Below are 17,511 nucleotides of genomic sequence, written 5' to 3'. Positions count from 1 at the left end.
GCGCGGTCCGCCTGCAGGCAGGCACGACCGGCACCGCGATTTGTTCTAATAGCGAACTCACGTTCTCTAATTGAACGAATCTTAGGCAACGGGCATTGAGGCCAAGAATTGGCGTTAACCCGGCAAAAAGGCGTGCGCATCAGAGCCGCGATTCACCAGGAATCTCCACCTATCTCGGGTTTTTCACTATCTGTTCCTCACTATTTTGGATATTTATTTCAATGTTCTACGACATACTGAAATTTTCTATCCCAACCATCAATACGAATAAGGAAATTTCATACAAAAAGCGCGAGCCTTCAATTTACATTCCGAAATCCATGTAAATCACGGCATCCTGACCAGGATGGCTGGCCGGCGGCAGACCGGAATCAATGCGTCGACCTGCCGGTCAAATGCCTCAGGATCGCCCGCTGACCCTCCCCATCCCATGCAACGCCTGCTCCTCATCCTGGGCGCCGTGCTGCTTGCCGCCGGCGCCGCCTGGCCCTGGCTGTCGAAGTTGCCGTTCGACCGCCTTGGCCGCCTGCCCGGCGACATCCATATCGTCCGCGACGGCTTCAGCTTCTACCTGCCGATCACGACCTGCATCCTGGTGTCGGTGGTGGTCTCGGTCGTGATCTGGCTGCTGCGGCGCTGACCCCGCGCCAGCGGCATCAGGCCGCCTGCGCCTCGGTGCGGAACACCGCCATCGCGCGCTGCATCTGCTGCGCCTGCGCCTGCAGCGACTGCGCCGCGGCGGCGGCCTCCTCCACCAGCGCGGCGTTCTGCTGCGTGACCTGATCCATCTGCGCCACCGCCTGGTTGACCTGCGCGATGCCGGTGCTCTGCTCGCGCGAGGCATGGCTGATTTCGTCCATCATCGCCGTCACGCGCTGGATCGCGGCCACCGTGCTGTCCATGCTGGCGGCAGCGTCCACCGCCAGCGACGTCCCGGACGCCACCCGCTGCGCCGACTGCGAGATCAGCGTGCCGATCTCCTTGGCCGAGTTGCCGGCACGTTGCGCCAGCCCGCGCACCTCGGTCGCCACCACGGCGAAGCCGCGCCCGGCCTCGCCCGCGCGCGCCGCCTCCACCGCGGCGTTCAGCGCCAGGATATTGGTCTGGAAGGCGATGGCATCGATCACCGCGATGATGTCGACGATGCGGCGCGAATCGGCCTCGATGTCCTGCATGGTCTGCCGCATGCGCCCCACCGCGGCGCCGCCGGCCAGCGCGATGTCCGACGCCTCGCGCGCCAGCTCGCTGGCCTGCCCGGCGCTGCCGGCGTTCTGCTGCACGGTGGCGGTAAGCTGCTCCATGCTGGCCGCGGTCTGCTCCAGCGAAGAGGCCTGTTGCTCGGTACGCGCCGACAGGTCGATATTGCCCTGCGCGATCTCGCCGGCGGCAGCCAGCACATTGTGCGCGCCGGCCTTGGTATCGCCGATCAGCCCGCGCCAGCTGTCCACCAGCGACAGCAGGTGGCGCTTGACCTCGCTGAGTTCGTCGCGCCCGTGCACCGCCATGCTCAGGCTCAGGTCGCCGGCGTTGATGCGGTCGACCATGTCCCCCACGGTGCGCACATCGCTGCGCATGCCGCGGCTGAAGCCGCCGAACAGATAGAAGGCCAGGGCCAGCGCGACCACGCCCAGCGCCGCCAGCAGCACGAACTGGCGCTGCTGCGCGGCGATGCGCTGCGCCAGCATGGCGCCGGCGATGGCCGAGAACTCCCTGTTGGCGGACAGTACGCCGTTGATCGCCGCGGTCGCCTCGTCGAAATAGGTCTTGGCATCGATGCCGATGCCGCTCGCACCAAGCATGCGCGCCTTGAGCGTGCGGTGGAAATTGTCCATCGCCGCCAGCTGCTGCATGGCCGCGTCGAGCTGCGGCTGGTGTGCCGGCGCATTCCTGCGCACGCGCGCGGCATCGCGCCGGATGGCTTCCAGTCCCTCCTGGATCTGCTCGGCAAGCGCGCCCAGGTCGGCCTGCTGCGCGGCATCGGCATAGCCGCCCCGCGCGATGATGCCGGCGCCGCGCCCGCGCGCCAGCGCGCTGTGCTCCGCCAGGCGCGGCATGGGGCCAACCATCAGGCTGATCAGGTAGTAGGCGCCGGCCTCGCCGTCGAGCGCGAGCTCCGAACGGTCGGCCACGTCGGCGATGAACAGCTGTGTCTGCCTGACCAGCGCGCTGTGCCGCTCGAACAGCGGTCCGGGCGAGGTGCTCAGGCCGAGGCCGCGGATGTACTGCCAGTCCTGCTCCAGCTTGCGCGCCGCGGGCTCGAGCGCAAAGCCGGGATTGGCGGTGGTGGCGCGCAGCAGTTCGGCCAGGTTGGCCGCGGCCTTGCCGTCGGCCGCGTCGAAGGTCGGCCGGAAGCCGGCGTTGCCGGCCAGCACGGTATTCGCGGCACCGCGCCGGATCTGCGTCTCGCGCATGAAATCAAGCGCGTGGCCGACGATGACCAGGCCGCGCCGTTCGCTGTCGGTGGCGCGGATCGACTGCGCCGAGCCATGCAGCACGACGTACATCGCGCCGCACAGCGGCACGAGGAACAGCACTGCGATCAGGGTCAGTTTCTGGTTGATGTTCAGGCGCGCCATCAGGCGCTCGGCGGGGCGGAAAAATGCGGTCATCGGGCTCGGCAAGGGGTTGGCTTTCCCCCGGGCTATCGGCCGCGTTTTCCAGGCCTGAAGCACGAATTCCGATCGTTTTGACGATGCGCAAACGGGGTGCAGAAAATGCCCGGCATCGGGGCAAAATGCACGCACCAGGGGCAGAAAAACGGTACTTGCACGTCAATGTCGGCGATACCGACGGAGTCCTCTGCGCGATTGCGGTGTGCCGTCGTCTATCGCTTTCCGGCCCTCGCTTTGCCCGCCCCGGTCTGTGCCTGCCTGCGCCCGGCGCGCGGCGGCTGCACGCCCGCCATGGCCGGCACCGCCTCGCGCATGGCATCGATGAACAACCTGAGCCTGGCGGGGTAGAAGCTGGCGTACGGATAAACCAGGTAGACCGGCAGCGGCTCGGCCTGCCACTCCGGCAGCAGGTGCAGCAGGTCGCCGCGCGCGATGTCGTCGGCGAAGATCCACGCCGAGCCCACGCCGACGCCCAGGCCCTGCAGCGCGGCACTGCGCAACGCGTACAGGCTGTCGGTGCTTAGCCGCGGCCGGAACCGGAGTTCGCGGGAGTCGCCGCTGGCCGCGTGCGACAGCGTCATCGCCTGGCGGTAGAAGGTGTGCAGCGCCAGCCAGGGCAGCGCCTCCAGTTCCTCGGGCTGGAGCGGCAGCCGCCGGCCTTCGAGCAGCGCCGGCGCGGCGACTGCCACGCGCGGCACTTCGGCCAGCCTGACTGCGACCAGCCCGGGCTCGCGCACCTCGCCGACATGGATGGCGCAATCGATGGCCTCGGCAATGAAGTCGGGCGTGCGGTCATGCAGCAGCCACTCCACCGCGACCTGGTCGTACTGGCGCATGTAGGCGGCCAGCGGCGGCACCATCAGGTCCTGGCCGAAGGCATGCGGCACCACCACGCGCAGCGTGCCCTCGGGCGCGTAGCCGGCGCCGCGCAGGTCGGCCTCCAGCGTCGCCCAGTCGCCGACCAGCGCCTTGGCGCGCTCGTAGCAGCGCTCGCCGTCTTCGGTCAGCTTCATCCCATGCGTGGAGCGCTGCAGCAGGCGCACGCCCAGCTGCCGCTCCAGCGCCTGCAGGCGGCGGCTGACGGTGGGCTGCGTGGTCCGCAATTGCGCGGCGGCTTGCGACAAACTGCCGGCCTCGACGATGCGCACGAAGGTCTGGAGCAGGTCGATGCGGTCGGCACCGGCGCTGGCCGGAGCGGGTTCCGGGGTGCCGGCCCGTGCGTTGGCCCGTGCAGTGGTCCGGGATCTGGTCATACGCGCCTCGTATAGCCGTTGTTCACCGCACACCTCTACCAGAAAACGCGGGGGCCGGACAACATCTGCATCCATCGCATCCACTGCACCGATTGCGGATCTGCCTTTTTTCAACGAAATCACCAGATTCAGGAACAACGACCATGTCTTGCCTATCCACCTCGCCCGCCGCTGCCATCGCGGCGCCATCGCCGGCACCGGCGCTCCCGGCACGCCTCGTATTGATGCTCGCCACTGCCGCCGGTCTCGCCGTCGCGTCGCTGTACTACAGCCAGCCCATGCTCGGCATCATGGCGCCTGACCTGCACACCTCCGCCACGGCTGTCGGCGCCATCCCGACGCTGACGCAGCTTGGCTATGCGCTGGGCATCCTGCTGCTGGCACCGCTCGGCGACCGCTTCGACCGCCGCCGCATCATCCTGGCCAAGTCGGCGGCGCTGGTGGCCGCCCTGCTGCTGGCGGGACTGGCGCCCGGCATCGGCTTGGTGCTGGCGGCGAGCCTGGCCATCGGCCTGTCCGCCACGCTGGCGCAGGACATCGTGCCCGCCGCGGCAACGCTGGCGCCCGATGCGCAGCGCGGCAAGGTGGTGGGCACGGTCATGACCGGGCTGCTGCTCGGCATCCTGCTGTCGCGGGTGGTCAGCGGCCTTGTCGCCGCGCAATTCGGCTGGCGCGCGATGTTCATCGCCGCCGCCGGCAGCATCGCCGCGATGGCGCTGGTGGCGCAGCGCAGCCTGCCGCGTTTCGCCCCGACCGCGGTGATGCCCTACCGCGCGCTGCTGGGCTCGCTGCTGACGCTGTGGCGCCGGCATGGCGACCTGCGCCGCGCGGCGCTGGCGCAGGCGCTGCTGTCGGTCGGCTTCAGCGCGTTCTGGTCAACGCTGGCGGTGATGCTGCATGGCGCCCCGTTCCACCTTGGCAGCGAAGCTGCCGGCGCATTCGGGCTGGCCGGTGCGGCAGGCGCGCTCGGCGCCCCGATCGCGGGCCGCATCGCCGACCGCCGCGGCCCGCAGGCTGTGACCCGGCTCGGCGCCGCGCTCGCCGCGCTGTCCTTTGCCGCCATGCTGCTGGCGCCATGGCTGTCGCCGCAGGCGCAGCTCGGGCTGCTGGTGGCCGCCGCCGTCGGCTTCGACCTGGGCGTGCAGGTAACGCTGGTCGCACACCAGACCATTGTCTATGGCATCGACCCGGGCGCGCGCAGCCGGCTGAACGCGGTGCTGTTTGTCTGCATGTTCGCCGGCATGGCCGCGGGCGCCGCGCTCGGCAGCCTGGCGCTGGCGCATGCCGGCTGGACGGGTGTGGCCGCGCTCGCCACGGCCACATCGCTGGCAGCGTTGGCGGTACGGACGCTGCCGTTGCGAGCCGGGCAGGCGTCGTAACCAGGAAGCAATGCGCAAGGCTTCCTGCGGGCGGTGATGGCGGGCGGCTACGTCCCCGCCCGGCCTGCGCCCTGGCATGCCGCCGCGGCACGATCATGCGGCGGGTGCCAGTCCCTCACCTTCCTCGCCGTCCTCATCCCCCGTCGGCGCCAGCGGCAGTTCGATCGTCAGCGTCGTCTGGCCCGGTACCGATTTCAGTTGCAGCCGCCCGCTGATCGCCGCAGCACGCACCCCCATATTGCGCAGCCCGCGCCCGCCACGCGGGGCGTCGACATCGAAGCCGCGCCCGTCATCGCCCAGCGTGACGCGGATCACCTGCGCCACCGGGTCGGCATGCGCCGCCAGCGTGATCGCGCTGGCGCCGGCGTGCTGCAGCACGTTGGTGATGCCCTCGAGCAGCAGGTACTGCAGCTCCTGCACCTTGCGCGCGGTGAAGTGGGGCAGCACCGGCAGCCGCTCGACCTGCCAGCGGATGGCGATGCCGGCCTCTTCGATGCGCGGCCCCAGCCGGTAGCGCAGGTTGCCCAGCACCGCGGCGAGGTCGCCGCCGGTGTCCTGCATGGCATCGATGGAGAGCTTGAGCGAGTCCAGCGCATGCCGCACCTGCCCGGCGATCTCCGCGCGGCTGGGCTGGCCTGACTCCAGCATCGACAGCGTGGTGACCAGCTGGCTGCCGAGGCCGTCGTGCATGTCGCGCAGGATGCGGCTGCGCTCGCGCAGCGCGGTCTGCTCGGCGGCGGCCTTCTGCGCGCGTGCGAACACCGCGCGCAACTCGGCCTCGCGCTGCGCCACGCGCTCGCTCAGCACCTGGTTGGCGCGCTGCAGGCTGCGTACGGCGCTGGTGTAGCGCTCCACCAGCATCCACGCCATGACCACGCTGAACGGCACCGAGACATAGCGGGTCATCGAGTGCACCCAGTAGTAGTCGCCGGTCAGCCACACGCGCAGCCAGTCGCCCAGGAACAGCACCGCCGACACGCCCACGGTGGCGGCCAGCAGCCTGGCCTCGCGGCTTGGATGCCGCAGCGCGGCCCATACCAGCGCGGCCGCCACCGTCAGGATGATGCCGACCTTGGCCAGCCAGCTCAGCGGGAACACCAGCGGATGGCTCGACAGCGCGGCCAGCGGCGCCAGTATGGGCAATGCCAGCCACAGGTAGGCGTCGAGCGTGCGGTGCAGCCAGCGCCAGGGCACGCGGATCACCAGCAGGCAGAACTTGCCGATGGCGCCGAGGAAGACCTCGCGCGCGGCCGCGACGATATAGCTGCGCAGTTCCGGCGGCAGCGCGAGGTCGTCGACAAAATAGTCGAGCAGCCGCACGCTCCAGGCGATCTCGGCCAGGCCGTACAGGCCGAACAGCGGGTCGCGCTGGCGCCACCAGATCAGCAGCGCGATGGTGCCGAGCACGGCGCTAAGCACGGCGGCGATGAAGGGCCCGGCCACGCGCACCATGAATGCGTCCTGGTAGCGCGCGCGCACCGCCTTGGCCGGCCCCACCGTGACCGGCAGCAGGCCGGCTCGTGAAAACGCGCGCGCCGCCACCGTGATGCGCAGCGCGTTGCCGTGCTCGCGCACCAGCTCCGGCGGCAACGGCACATAGTAGGGTCGCTTGGCCAGCGCGGATGACGGCGCGCCCAGGCTGCCGCCCGCCGCCACCAGGATGCCGTTCAGGCGCACCTCGTAGCTGCCGCCTGCCCACGGCACGAACAGCCCTGCCGCTGCCGCCGCCGGCCAGCCGCGGTCAAAGCGCAGGTCGTAGACCGCCATGCCGGACTTGCCCGGCAGCGCGCGGTCCCAATAGTCCGGCAGCGTCAGCGGCTGCGCCGGCAGCACGCTGCCGTCGCTAAGCGTGGCGCTGCGCACGGCCAGCTCCAGCTCCGCCAGCCCGTCGCTGGCGGCCGGCGCGGCACCACGCGCCGGCGACGCCAGCCACGACAGCGGCAGCAGTACCGCAAGCACGGCAAGCAAGGTCCGGGTGAGTCGCAGCCAGGTCGGCGGCATGGCGCAGGAAGCTACAGGGACTTGAGCAGGCCGAGCTTGGCGGCCTCATACACGGCTTCGCCGCGCGAGCGCACCGCCAGCTTGCCGTAGATGTTCTTGATGTGCGATTGCACGGTATGCACGCTCAGGCCGACATAGCGCGCGGTCTCGGCATAGGTATAGCCGCGCGAGATCAGGTCGAGGATCTCGCTTTCGCGCGCGGACAGCGTGACGCCGCGCTGGGCGGCGTTGCCGCGTCCGGCGCCTTCGGCGGCCCCGGCCAACCCAGCGGCCGCGGCGGGCTCGCCGCGCAGGCGGTTGACCACCTGGCGCGCAATCAGCGGGCTCATCGGCGAGCCACCGGCGCGCAGTTCGCCGATCGAGGCGGCGATGCGGTCGGTGGTCTCGTCCTTGAGCAGGTAGCCAATGGCGCCGGCTTCGATGCTGGCCAGCACGTGCTGGTCGTCGCCGAACACCGTGACCACCATGCATTCGCACTCGGGATAGCGTTCGCGCACCTGGCGTATCACGGCGATGCCGCTGCCGTCCGGCAGGCCCAGGTCGCACAGCAGGACGTCGGGCTGGTGCAGCGCCAGCCAGGCAAGGGCATTGGCGACACTGCCGGCGCAGCCGGCCACGGTACTGGCGGGAGCATGCATCTCGACGGCCTGCACCAGGCGGCTCTGCGCCGCCGGGTCATCCTCGACGATCAGGACTCTTGTTGTGCTTGTCATGCCAGTGTGGTTGCGGGGCCCTGCCGTTGCGTCGGCGCGACGGGTTGCCGGCGGATTCTGACATATCCCCCGGTGTCGCGGGCGTGGCTCGGGCTGGTTTTCAGGGTAAACACAAGCGTCGCCGCGGCCGCCCGCACCAGCCTATCCATGCGGGTGTCGCTTTTCGTCCGCTGGTTCGCGGCGCCGCCCCGTTGTGGAGCACGCGGCATTTCTCCCGGTTCCCCACCCTGCATCCCTTACAAGGTCTGCAAGGCTTGCACGGCCTGCGGCGTCACCCGGGCCGCAGGCGCGCGGCTGCCGCACGGTATGAATCTTGCCGCTCCTGATAACCCGCCACCGGAATGCGGACATTGTTGTGCTCGTCCGCGTATGGCGCCATTCACATATCAGGAAATCAGCATGAGCTACTACTACGACGAACGCCAACGCCGCCAGGCGTGGGACGACGACGACTGGCAACCGGAATCCGAAAGCGACCGCGACCGCTGGCAGGCGCAGCGCCGTCGCCAGCAGCTGACGCCGGGCCAGACCAGCTACGGCGGGCCGGCACGCCAGGGCGGCGGCTACAGTGACGAGTACGGAGCCGGCCGGTATCCGGAGCGGCCGACGCAAGGCGAGTACGGCAGCCGCGGCCAGCAGCGCTCCGCCGGTGCGTGGCGCGGTGACTACGACTATCCACAGCGCCAGGACTTCCAGGGTTCCCAGGGTTCCCAGGGTTCCCAGGGCTACCAGGGCGATGAAAGCCGGCGGTATGAGCGCGACGAGCGCAGCCAGCGCGACCGGGACGAAGAGCGCTATCGCCGCCGAGCCGGCAGCAGCCTGAGCTACGGCCTGAACGGCGGCTATGGCTGGGAACGCGCAGGCGAATGGCGCGATCCGCAGGCGTGGCAACGCGATGACGAATACGCCGACCGCCAGTGGCGCGAAAGCGCCGAGCGCGCCCGCGACCCGTATGAGATCGCTCGCGAGCGCAACCGCGACCGCTACTTCCGCGACCTGCGCAGCGACACCCGCTACTGGACCGAGGACCGCGACGAGCGCGAAGACCAGCAGCGCTACGGCCAGCGCTACAGCCGCGCGGCGGCGCGCCAGCGGGGGTGGGAAACCGATGATCGCGAAGGCTATCGCGGCGACGACCGGGAAGACCGCGGCGTGCTCTACAACCTTGGCCGCCGCATCGGCGAGGCGGTCGGCGACCTGTTCGGCACTGACCAGCGCGAGCACGAGCGCAAGGCTGGCCCGCGCGGCTACCAGCGCAGCGACGACCGCATCCGCGACCAGATCTGCGAGCGGCTCAGCTATGCGCGCGGCGTCGATGTCAGCGATGTCAGCGTCGACGTCAACGAAGGCGTGGTGTCGCTGACCGGCACGGTGCGCGAGCGCGGCCAGAAGTACTACATCGAGGATCTGGCCGACGGCACCTACGGCGTGAAGGAAGTCAACAACGACATCCGGGTGCGCCGCGAGGGCCACGGCACCAGCGCCGGCAGCACGAGTACGTCCGAGGCGACCGGGAGCACCTGGCGCGCCTGATTTGCCGCAGCAGCGCACCGGTGCAGCGCCGGTGCGCGCGGCAGATGCCCCGGCCGGCACTTGTGCCGGCCGGCCTCGTTCCTGCCTCATTACCAACGCGCAAGGTGCCCATGCCCGCCCTCAAGATCGCCACGTTCAACATCAACGGCATCCGCAGCCGGGTCGGCGCGCTGCGCCACTGGCTGGAGCGCGAGGCGCCCGACGTGGCCTGCCTGCAGGAACTGAAGACCGCCGACGAAAGCTTTCCCGCGCGCGAACTGCGCGAGGCCGGCTACGGCGCCGTCTGGCACGGCCAGAAGTCGTGGAACGGCGTTGCCATCCTGGCGCGCGGCGCCGATCCGGTGGAAGTCCGCCGTGGCCTGCCCGGCGATCCCGACGACAGCCACAGCCGCTACCTGGAGGCAGCGGTGCACGGCATCCTGGTCGGCTGCCTCTACCTGCCCAACGGCAATCCGCAGCCCGGGCCCAAGTTCGACTACAAGCTGGCCTGGTTCGCGCGGCTGATCGAACACGCGCAGACGCTGTTCGACAGCGGCCAGCCGGTGGTGCTGGCGGGCGACTACAACGTGGTGCCCACCGACGAAGACATCTACAACCCGCGCTCGTGGCGCAAGGACGCGCTGCTGCAGCCTGAAAGCCGCGAGGCCTACGCGCGCCTGCTGGCGCAAGGCTGGACCGATGCGTTGCGCACGCACTATGGCGAGGAACGCGTCTACACCTTCTGGGACTACTTCCGCCAGCACTGGCAGACCAACTCCGGGCTGCGCATCGACCACCTGCTGCTGAGCGCCGACCTCGCCCCGCGGCTGCGCGATGCGGGCGTCGACACCTGGGTCCGCGGCGAGGATCATCCCAGCGACCATGCACCGGCGTGGGTGGTGCTGAACCGGCCCGCCGCCCGGCGCAAGCGCGCGCCATAGCCAGCGCCGCCAGCGCAGGATTCAGGCCGCCGCGCCCATCTCCGCCGCCAGGCGCTCCCGGGCGAAGTCCAGGAAAGCGCGCACTCCCTCGGGCAGCGTGCGGCCGGCCAGCGTCTGCAGTTCGACCGCACGGCTGCGCATGCCGCGCTCGCGGATGGCAGCGGCATGCAGTTCGCCGCGCCGCAGGCGGTCGCCTACGGTCACCGCGCCCGAGATCGACAGCCCGCCGCCATGCAGCACGAAGCTGGTCAGCGTCTCGAAGTGGTTGGTCACCAGCACCGGATCGAACACGATGCCGCGCTCGCCGCAGGCAATGTCGAACAGCTGCCGAACAGTGTTGTCGCCTTCCGGCAGCGCCAGCGGGTACGGCTGCATCTGCGCCAGCGTGATGCTGCGAAAGCGCGCCAGCGGGTGGTCGGGCCGCATGATGGCGATGACCGGCGCGGGCTGGCGATGCTCGATGCGTATGCCCTGCTCGGCCGCACGGCTGTAGGTGATGCCGATGTCCGCGTCGCCATGCAGCACGATGCCGGTCACCTCCGCCGGCGCCGCCACGCGCACATGGAAATGCAGCCCCGGATAGCGCTCGCGGAACTCGGCGACGATGCGCGGCAGGAACTCGATGGCAAACCCGGCGGAGCTGGCAATGCGCACGCGGCCACGGCGCAGCCCCTGCAGCGCGGCGATCTCCGCCACGACGCGGTCCGCTTCCAGGGCGCCGCGCAGCGCATAGGCGGCGAGCAGTTCACCGGCGGCGCTCGCGACCATGCCCCGGGGGCGCCGGTCGAACAGCGGCACGCCCAGCAGCGCCTCCAGTGCCGCGACCTGCCGGCTGACCGCCGAAACGGTCACGCTCAGGCGCTGCGCCGCCTCGGTCAGCGAACCGCTGCGCACCACCTCCAGGAAGTAGCGCAGCGAGGTGTCCTGCAGGCGGTGCGACAGCATGGGGGCGGCTCCGTGGAATGCGGCGGTGCAGCGAGCCGCTTTGCGTTTTATGCAAGGATATTTGAAAAAATCATCGATTGCGTAAAGCCCTGCCGGGCCCGTATGCTTTTTCCCGACACCACAGGAGACACCGGGAGAACCCATGGCGAACAGGCTTTCCAGCGCGCTTTCCATCACGCTTCCCACCGCGCTTCCCACCGACCCGATCACCGAACTCGATGCCGTCGCCCTGTCGCGCGCCGTCCATGCCCGCGAGGTCTCTTGCGTGGAGGTGCTGGAGGCCTTCCTCGGCCAGGTCGATCGCCACAACCCCCGCGTCAACGCCATCGTCGCGCCAGTCGACCGCGACGTGCTGCGCAGCCAGGCGCAAGCGCTCGATGCCGAGCTGGCGCGCGGCGACAGCCGCGGCCCGCTGCACGGCTTTCCGCAAGCGCCCAAGGACATCAGCCCGGCGGCGGGCATGGTCACCACCAAGGGGTCGCCGATTTTTGCCGGGCAGGTCACCCGGAGCGATGCCGCGATCTTCGAGCGCATGCGCGCCGCGGGCTCGGTCTTTATCGGCCGCACCAACTCGCCCGAGTTCGGCCTGGGCGGCCATACCTACAACCCGGTCTACGGCACCACCCGCAATGCCTTCGACCCGGCGCGCTCGGCCGGCGGCAGCTCCGGCGGCGCGGCGGTGGCCGTGGCGCTGCACATGCTGCCGGTGGCGGACGGATCGGACATGATGGGCTCGCTGCGCACGCCCGCGGCCTTCAACCAGGTGTACGGCCTGCGCACGTCGGTCGGCTGCGTGCCGCATGGGCCCGCCGACGAGGTCTTCTTCCAGCAGTTCAGCGTGGCCGGGCCGATGGCGCGCAACGTGCCCGACCTGGCGCTGCTGCTGTCGGTGCAGGCCGGCTTCGATGCGCGCATGCCGCTGACGCGGCGCGCCGAAGCGCCCGGCGCCTTCACGCTGCCCCCCGCGCGCGACTGGAAAGGTGTGCGCGTGGGCTGGCTTGGCGACCTGGGCGGCCACTTGCCGACCGAGCCCGGTGTGCTCGAAACCTGCGAGCAGGCGCTGGACCACTTCCGCGCGCTCGGCTGCGACGTCGACGCCGCACTGCCGGATTTCGAGCTGGAGCGCCTGTGGCAGGCGTGGATCGACCTGCGCAGCTTCTCGGTGGCCGGCGCCAATGGCACGCTGTACCGCGACCCGGCCACGCGCGCGTTGCTCAAGCCCGAGGCCGCCTGGGAAATCGAGCGCGGCCTGGCGCTGCCCGGCACGCGCGTCTACGAGGCCCTGTGCGAGCGCAGCGCGTGGTACCAGGCACTGCGCGCGCTGTTCGAGCGCTTCGACTACCTGGTGCTGCCGGCCGCGCAGGTGTTCCCGTTCGACGCCGGATGGGACTGGCCGCGCAGCGTCGGCGGCCGTGACATGGATACCTACCACCGCTGGATGCAGGTCGTGGTGCCGGCCACCATGGCCGGGCTGCCGGCGCTGGCCGCGCCCGCCGGCTTCGGCCCGCAGGGGCTGCCAGCCGGCATCCAGATCATCGGGCCGGCGCAGGCCGACGCGGCGGTGCTGCAGCTGGGCCATGCCTACGACCAGGCCGGCGGCTTCTCGCGCGTGCGCAGCCCGTGGCTGGACCGCGCGGCCTAGTTCGACAACACACCACACCATCACAACACACGCGGCCCGGCCTGACCCGGGCCGGTGCCCACGCTTCGCTTTCCTACAACTGCCGGCAGGAGTGAATCCGATGACCGCATTGCCCCCGAAGCTGTTCCTCGCCTGTGCCGCATTCAGCGCGGCGATGGCCACGGCGCCTGCTATGGCGCAGGCGCCAGCCTGGCCCGAGCGCCCGTTGCGGCTGGTGGTGCCGTTCGCCGCCGGCGGCGCCACCGACCTGCTGGGCCGGCTGCTCGCTGTCGGCCTCGGCGAAAAGCTGGGCCAGCCGGTAGTGGTCGAGAACAAGCCCGGCGCCAGCACGGTGGTCGGCGCCACCCAGGTCTCCAAGGCAGCCCCTGACGGCTACACCCTGCTGCTGGCGGCCAGCACCACGCTGACGCTGAACCCGGCGATCCGGCAGCACCTGGGCTATGACCCGATCAAGAGCTTCACGCCGCTGGGCCTGGTCGCCGACATGAGCCTGGTGCTGGTTGCCAATCCCGATGCGCAGGTCGGCTCGGTGAAGGACCTGGTGACGCAGGCCAGGGCCCATCCCGACAAGTTCTCCTATGGCTCGTTCGGCACGGGTTCGTCGGTGCATTTCGGCGGCGAGATGCTCAAGTCCGCCACCGGCATCCGCATGGTCCACGTTCCCTTCAATGGCAGCGCGCCGAGCCTGACCGCGCTCGCCGGCGGGCAGGTGCAGGTGGCGGTCGATACCGTGGTTGCCAGCCTGCCGCTGATCAAGGGCGGCAAGATCCGGCCGGTGGCGGTGCTGTCACCGCAGCGGCTGCCGGCGCTGCCGCAGGTGCCGACGGTGGCGGAAAGCGGCTATCCCGGCTTCCAGATGGGCACGTGGTTCGCACTGCTGGCGCCGGCGGGACTGCCCGCGCCGGTGCAGCAGAAGCTGGAAAAGGCGCTGGCCGAAGTCGCCAATGCCCCGGCCACGCGCGCGCGCATGGTCGAGCTGGCGCTGACGCCGGCCTACGGCAACGGCGCCGCGGTGCGGGCGCGGGTCGAGAAGGAGCTGCCGGAGATGCGCGCAGTGGCCGCGCGCGCGGATATCCGCGCTGAATGACGGTGGCAGGCGCCTGCCTGCCGCACGGTGCCCCCGCGCGCGCGGCTCATGCGACGTGCGCGGCAAACCCTGCCAGGCCCGGCGCCACGTCTTCGCGCAGCGTCAGCGCCGGGATCCGGTAGTCGCCGGCGTTCTGCGGCCGGAACGGAATCGGCGCCGTGGTCGCCAGCGTATCGAGGCGCTCGCCCAGCTCTGCGCGGATCGCGGCAAAGCGCGCGTCGTCGACCCGGCTGGTCCGGTACACCACGTACGGCGGCAACACGTCGAAGCCGGGGTAGTACAGGATGCCGTGCTGGATCGGGAACAGGACATCGTCGATCGGCCCGTTGATGCCGCGCGCGCTGTAGTGCGATTCCCAGCCGCCGGTGGTGACCACCAGCATCGCGCGCTTGCCGGCGAGCATGCCTTCGCCGTAGCGGTTGCCCCAGCGTTCGTCCGAGTGCTCGCCCACGCCGTAGGCAAAACCATAGGCGTAGACGCGCTCGATCCAGCCTTTCAGGATCGCCGGCATCGAGAACCACCACAGCGGGAACTGCAGGATCACCGTATCGGCCCAGCGCAGCTTGTCCTGCTCGCGCGCGATATCGTCGCTCTGCAGGCCGTTCTCGAATGCGTGCCTGGAATCCAGCGAGGGATGGAACGGCGCATCGCCGCGGCGCGCCTTGCTGTCTGCGGCATCGAGCTGCGCTTTCCATTGCATCGCGTACAGGTCGGATACCTGGACCTGGTGGCCGGCATCGCTCAGCCGCTGCACCGCGTAATCGCGGATGGCGCCGTTGAGCGAGGTGGGTTCGGGGTGGGCGTAGACGATAAGAACGTTCATGACAGCGGCTTCCTTGGGTAAGCAATGATCGGGAGAAGCCAGCTTAGGCCGCCGCGAGGTATATTGGAAATGAATATCCAGTATCACAGGTATTGTCATGACTAATCTCAGGCGGCTCGACCTCAACCTGCTGGTCACGCTGGACGTGCTGCTGTCCGAGCACAACGTGACCCGCGCCGCGCAACGCCTGCATTTCTCGCAGCCATCGGTCAGCGTCCACCTGGCCAGGCTGCGCGACTACTTCGGCGATCCGTTGCTGCTGCCCGGGCCGCGCGGCATGCGGCCCACGGCCAGGGCGGAATCGCTGCGCGAGCCGCTGCGCGAAGCGCTGGCCGCGCTGGAGCACGCGGTGTCGCCCGACAGTCCCTTCGATCCCGCCGCCGCCACGCATACCTGGCGCGTGGCGGCCACCGACTACGGCGAATCGACCATCGTGCTGCCGGCCATCCGGGCGCTGCGCACCGCCGCCCCGGGCGCGCGGCTGGCGGTGCTGGAGATGGTGCCGTCGCGCATCGCCCGCCAGTGCGAGCAGGGCGAGCTGGACCTGGCCTTCCACACGACCGAAGGCTCGCCGCCCGCGCTGCACCGGCGCGCCCTGTTCACCGAGCGCTATGTGCTGGCGGGCCGCGGCGGCCATCCCCGGCTGAAGCGGCGGCCGACGCTGGCCCAGTTCTGCGCGCTCGAGCATGTGATGGTGTCGCCCGACGGCGGCGGCTTCTCCGGCGTTACCGACGAGGCGCTGGCGCTGGCCGGCATGCAGCGCCGCGTGGTGCTGTCGGTGCCACATTTCCTCTTTGTCGCCGCGGTGCTGGCGAGCACCGACCTGGTGGCGATGGTGCCGCAGCGCCTGGTGCGCGATGCGCCGGCACTGCGCGTGGTCGAGCCGCCCGTCGAGGTGCCGGGCTACGAGATGTCGATGCTGTGGCATGAGCGCGTGCACCGTGACCCGGCACATCGCTGGCTACGGGAGCAGATCGTCGCGTCGCTCTCACAGGCCTAGACCGGCGCTTCTGTTTTGCATACAAAACTGGAATACAATCAGTGCTTTCAATGTAGCGGCCGGGTGCTTCCCGCGCCGCCCCAGTTTTGGAGGAGACCATGACCTACAGTACAACCGGCCTGACTTCCCGCCACACCGCCGCCCTGGCCCCGATCGAGGACTACCTGCAGGGCCACGCCACCGGCAACCCCGAGGTGATGCGCCGCGCCTTCCATGCCGACGCCCGCATCGTCTCGTTCCGCGACGGCAAGCTGCATTCGCTGACGGTGGAAGACTTTATCGCCGCGCGCTGCCCCGGCCATCCGCCGGCCGATGAAGCGCAGCGCCGGCGCGCCATCAGCCAGTTCGACGTGGTCGGCAATGCCGGCGTGGCCAAGGTCGTGCTGGAGCATCCGGACGTGGTCTTTACCGACTACATGACGCTGCTGCAGATCGACGGCGCGTGGAAGATCGTCAACAAGACCTTCAGCGCCGCGCCACGCGTGCCGCAGTAACGTACTGCGGCGGCTGCCCGCGCGGCTCAGCCGGGCAGCACCGCGGTGGCTTCGATCTCGAACAGCATGTTGTCGAGCGCCAGCCGCGGCACCGGGATCAGCGTGCAGGCCGGCGCGGGCCGGTCGCCCCACATCTCGCGCAGCGCGGCGCCGAAGGTGCGCAGGCGGTCGTGCGAGTGGTCGACCACCAGCACCGTCAGCTTGGCGACATCGCCCACGTCGGCGCCCGCGGCCTGCAGCGCGATGCGCAGGTTCTGCATGGCCCGCGCCACCTGCCGCGGAAAATCCGCCGCCAGGCAGCCGGCGGCATCCTCGCCGCCCTGCCCGGCCACGTAGACGATGCGGGCGGGCCCTTCCACCACCGCCACGTGCGAATAGCCGTTGGGACGCGGGTCGTACAGCGCGGGGGGATTGATCAGGTTCAGCGAAGCATTGGGGCGGGCAGGCGTCAGCATGGTCATCAACTCTGTGTTGAGAGAAGGGCAAACAATGGAGCCGCAAGTATCAAACCTCAAGTTAGGTTAAGGTCAAGCGCGGCCACGGTGGTAGCATGGGCATTCCCGCCGCCGCCCTCCCTCCACCCAGCCATGCCCAAGACTTCCCGACCTGTTCCCGCCGTGCCTGCCACGGCCGATGCGCCGCGCCGGCGCCGGCCAGGACCTGCCGAGGAACTGCTGTCGGTCGGGCAGGTGGCCGAACGCACCGGCATCGCGGTATCGGCGCTGCATTTCTATGAATCACGCGGGTTGATCGCCAGCACGCGCAGCGGCGGCAACCAGCGCCGCTATGCGCGCGCCGTGCTGCGGCGGCTGGCGGTGATCCGCGTGGCGCAGCGCATGGGGCTGCCGCTGGCGGTGATCGCGGCGGCGATGCAGAAGCTGCCCGACGGGCGCGCGCCGACAGTGGCGGACTGGCGGCGGCTGTCGGCCAGCTGGCGCGATGACCTGGAGGAACGCATCCGCACGCTGACGATGCTGCGCGACCAGCTCGATGGCTGCATCGGGTGCGGCTGTTTGTCGCTGAAGGCGTGCCCGCTGCGCAATCCGCAGGATGCGCTGGCCGGAGCAGGGCCGGGGCCGCATTTCCCCGGCGAAGAGGATTAGGCGGAG

16 protein-coding genes are annotated in these 17,511 nt (G+C 70.0%); 9 read left to right on the top strand and 7 right to left on the bottom strand.

Going from position 1 to position 17,511, the window contains the following annotated elements:
- The first annotated feature begins 430 nt into the window (after positions 1 to 430).
- A complete protein-coding gene (locus ACAD63_RS22990; RefSeq protein WP_133095941.1) occupies positions 431 to 640 on the top strand; it encodes a DUF2905 domain-containing protein in 210 nt (69 codons plus the stop codon).
- A gap of 16 nt (positions 641 to 656) precedes the next feature.
- On the opposite strand, the gene ACAD63_RS22985 is transcribed toward ACAD63_RS22990, so the two are convergent.
- Together ACAD63_RS22985 and ACAD63_RS22980 are read right to left on the bottom strand one after the other, a co-directional pair.
- A complete protein-coding gene (locus ACAD63_RS22985) occupies positions 657 to 2,609 on the bottom strand; it encodes a methyl-accepting chemotaxis protein (protein WP_434034401.1) in 1,953 nt (650 codons plus the stop codon).
- Positions 2,610 to 2,824: 215 nt separating this feature from the next.
- A complete protein-coding gene (locus ACAD63_RS22980; RefSeq protein ID WP_434034400.1) occupies positions 2,825 to 3,865 on the bottom strand; it encodes a LysR family transcriptional regulator in 1,041 nt (346 codons plus the stop codon).
- Positions 3,866 to 4,008: 143 nt separating this feature from the next.
- On the opposite strand from ACAD63_RS22980, the gene ACAD63_RS22975 reads away from it, so the two are divergent.
- Complete coding sequence (locus ACAD63_RS22975) at positions 4,009 to 5,244, top strand: MFS transporter (protein ID WP_434034399.1); 1,236 nt, start codon at positions 4,009 to 4,011, stop codon at positions 5,242 to 5,244.
- Positions 5,245 to 5,337: 93 nt separating this feature from the next.
- On the opposite strand, the gene ACAD63_RS22970 is transcribed toward ACAD63_RS22975, so the two are convergent.
- Positions 5,338 to 7,245 carry a sensor histidine kinase gene (locus tag ACAD63_RS22970; RefSeq protein ID WP_434034398.1) on the bottom strand — a complete coding sequence of 636 codons (1,908 nt, stop codon included), beginning with the start codon at positions 7,243 to 7,245 and terminating at the stop codon, positions 5,338 to 5,340.
- Between the two features lie 11 nt (positions 7,246 to 7,256).
- On the bottom strand, positions 7,257 to 7,958 hold the full coding sequence (locus ACAD63_RS22965) for a response regulator (protein ID WP_434034397.1): 702 nt from the start codon (positions 7,956 to 7,958) through the stop codon (positions 7,257 to 7,259).
- 399 nt (positions 7,959 to 8,357) lie between these two features.
- On the opposite strand from ACAD63_RS22965, the gene ACAD63_RS22960 reads away from it, so the two are divergent.
- Both ACAD63_RS22960 and xth read left to right on the top strand, forming a co-directional pair.
- A complete protein-coding gene (locus tag ACAD63_RS22960; RefSeq protein WP_434034396.1) occupies positions 8,358 to 9,491 on the top strand; it encodes a BON domain-containing protein in 1,134 nt (377 codons plus the stop codon).
- 110 nt (positions 9,492 to 9,601) lie between these two features.
- Positions 9,602 to 10,411 (top strand): exodeoxyribonuclease III, encoded by an 810-nt coding sequence (xth, locus tag ACAD63_RS22955; RefSeq protein WP_135703218.1) that lies wholly within the window; start codon positions 9,602 to 9,604, stop codon positions 10,409 to 10,411.
- Positions 10,412 to 10,432: 21 nt separating this feature from the next.
- Here the strand turns inward: xth and ACAD63_RS22950 are convergent, their stop codons facing one another.
- Positions 10,433 to 11,356: a LysR substrate-binding domain-containing protein gene (locus tag ACAD63_RS22950; protein WP_195430131.1), complete on the bottom strand. Its 924-nt coding sequence runs from the start codon at positions 11,354 to 11,356 to the stop codon at positions 10,433 to 10,435.
- A gap of 142 nt (positions 11,357 to 11,498) precedes the next feature.
- On the opposite strand from ACAD63_RS22950, the gene ACAD63_RS22945 reads away from it, so the two are divergent.
- Both ACAD63_RS22945 and ACAD63_RS22940 read left to right on the top strand, forming a co-directional pair.
- Positions 11,499 to 12,998 carry an amidase gene (locus tag ACAD63_RS22945; protein WP_195430134.1) on the top strand — a complete coding sequence of 500 codons (1,500 nt, stop codon included), beginning with the start codon at positions 11,499 to 11,501 and terminating at the stop codon, positions 12,996 to 12,998.
- A 100-nt stretch (positions 12,999 to 13,098) separates the two neighbouring features.
- Complete coding sequence (locus ACAD63_RS22940; RefSeq protein ID WP_133095950.1) at positions 13,099 to 14,085, top strand: Bug family tripartite tricarboxylate transporter substrate binding protein; 987 nt, start codon at positions 13,099 to 13,101, stop codon at positions 14,083 to 14,085.
- A gap of 46 nt (positions 14,086 to 14,131) precedes the next feature.
- On the opposite strand, the gene ACAD63_RS22935 is transcribed toward ACAD63_RS22940, so the two are convergent.
- A complete protein-coding gene (locus ACAD63_RS22935) occupies positions 14,132 to 14,908 on the bottom strand; it encodes an NAD(P)H-dependent oxidoreductase (protein WP_135703220.1) in 777 nt (258 codons plus the stop codon).
- 97 nt (positions 14,909 to 15,005) lie between these two features.
- On the opposite strand from ACAD63_RS22935, the gene ACAD63_RS22930 reads away from it, so the two are divergent.
- Positions 15,006 to 15,908 carry a LysR family transcriptional regulator gene (locus ACAD63_RS22930; RefSeq protein ID WP_135703221.1) on the top strand — a complete coding sequence of 301 codons (903 nt, stop codon included), beginning with the start codon at positions 15,006 to 15,008 and terminating at the stop codon, positions 15,906 to 15,908.
- A 98-nt stretch (positions 15,909 to 16,006) separates the two neighbouring features.
- Positions 16,007 to 16,402 (top strand): nuclear transport factor 2 family protein, encoded by a 396-nt coding sequence (locus ACAD63_RS22925; protein WP_135703222.1) that lies wholly within the window; start codon positions 16,007 to 16,009, stop codon positions 16,400 to 16,402.
- Positions 16,403 to 16,428: 26 nt separating this feature from the next.
- Here the strand turns inward: ACAD63_RS22925 and ACAD63_RS22920 are convergent, their stop codons facing one another.
- Positions 16,429 to 16,863, bottom strand: coding sequence for a RidA family protein (locus ACAD63_RS22920; protein ID WP_205751623.1), 435 nt, complete (start codon positions 16,861 to 16,863; stop codon positions 16,429 to 16,431).
- A gap of 126 nt (positions 16,864 to 16,989) precedes the next feature.
- On the opposite strand from ACAD63_RS22920, the gene soxR reads away from it, so the two are divergent.
- Positions 16,990 to 17,505 (top strand): redox-sensitive transcriptional activator SoxR, encoded by a 516-nt coding sequence (gene soxR / locus ACAD63_RS22915; protein ID WP_243736937.1) that lies wholly within the window; start codon positions 16,990 to 16,992, stop codon positions 17,503 to 17,505.
- Positions 17,506 to 17,511: the final 6 nt, after the last annotated feature.

Source organism: Cupriavidus sp. a3 (assembly GCF_051015765.1).
In the GTDB taxonomy this organism is placed as follows: Bacteria; Pseudomonadota; Gammaproteobacteria; order Burkholderiales; family Burkholderiaceae; genus Cupriavidus; species Cupriavidus oxalaticus_A.
This window is presented reverse-complemented; position numbering and strand designations above follow the sequence as displayed.

Bases quoted from the DNA above. Each gene is read 5' to 3' on its own strand.
- ACAD63_RS22940 (WP_133095950.1), top strand. From the start codon at position 13,099: ATGACCGCATTGCCCCCGAAGCTGTTCCTCGCCTGTGCCGCATTCAGC.
- ACAD63_RS22920 (WP_205751623.1), bottom strand. From the start codon at position 16,863: ATGACCATGCTGACGCCTGCCCGCCCCAATGCTTCGCTGAACCTGATC.
- ACAD63_RS22975 (WP_434034399.1), top strand. From the start codon at position 4,009: ATGTCTTGCCTATCCACCTCGCCCGCCGCTGCCATCGCGGCGCCATCG.
- ACAD63_RS22985 (WP_434034401.1), bottom strand. From the start codon at position 2,609: ATGACCGCATTTTTCCGCCCCGCCGAGCGCCTGATGGCGCGCCTGAAC.
- ACAD63_RS22960 (WP_434034396.1), top strand. From the start codon at position 8,358: ATGAGCTACTACTACGACGAACGCCAACGCCGCCAGGCGTGGGACGAC.
- ACAD63_RS22980 (WP_434034400.1), bottom strand. From the start codon at position 3,865: ATGACCAGATCCCGGACCACTGCACGGGCCAACGCACGGGCCGGCACC.
- soxR (WP_243736937.1), top strand. From the start codon at position 16,990: ATGCCCAAGACTTCCCGACCTGTTCCCGCCGTGCCTGCCACGGCCGAT.
- ACAD63_RS22950 (WP_195430131.1), bottom strand. From the start codon at position 11,356: ATGCTGTCGCACCGCCTGCAGGACACCTCGCTGCGCTACTTCCTGGAG.
- ACAD63_RS22990 (WP_133095941.1), top strand. From the start codon at position 431: ATGCAACGCCTGCTCCTCATCCTGGGCGCCGTGCTGCTTGCCGCCGGC.
- ACAD63_RS22935 (WP_135703220.1), bottom strand. From the start codon at position 14,908: ATGAACGTTCTTATCGTCTACGCCCACCCCGAACCCACCTCGCTCAAC.
- ACAD63_RS22925 (WP_135703222.1), top strand. From the start codon at position 16,007: ATGACCTACAGTACAACCGGCCTGACTTCCCGCCACACCGCCGCCCTG.
- ACAD63_RS22945 (WP_195430134.1), top strand. From the start codon at position 11,499: ATGGCGAACAGGCTTTCCAGCGCGCTTTCCATCACGCTTCCCACCGCG.
- ACAD63_RS22970 (WP_434034398.1), bottom strand. From the start codon at position 7,245: ATGCCGCCGACCTGGCTGCGACTCACCCGGACCTTGCTTGCCGTGCTT.
- ACAD63_RS22965 (WP_434034397.1), bottom strand. From the start codon at position 7,958: ATGACAAGCACAACAAGAGTCCTGATCGTCGAGGATGACCCGGCGGCG.
- xth (WP_135703218.1), top strand. From the start codon at position 9,602: ATGCCCGCCCTCAAGATCGCCACGTTCAACATCAACGGCATCCGCAGC.
- ACAD63_RS22930 (WP_135703221.1), top strand. From the start codon at position 15,006: ATGACTAATCTCAGGCGGCTCGACCTCAACCTGCTGGTCACGCTGGAC.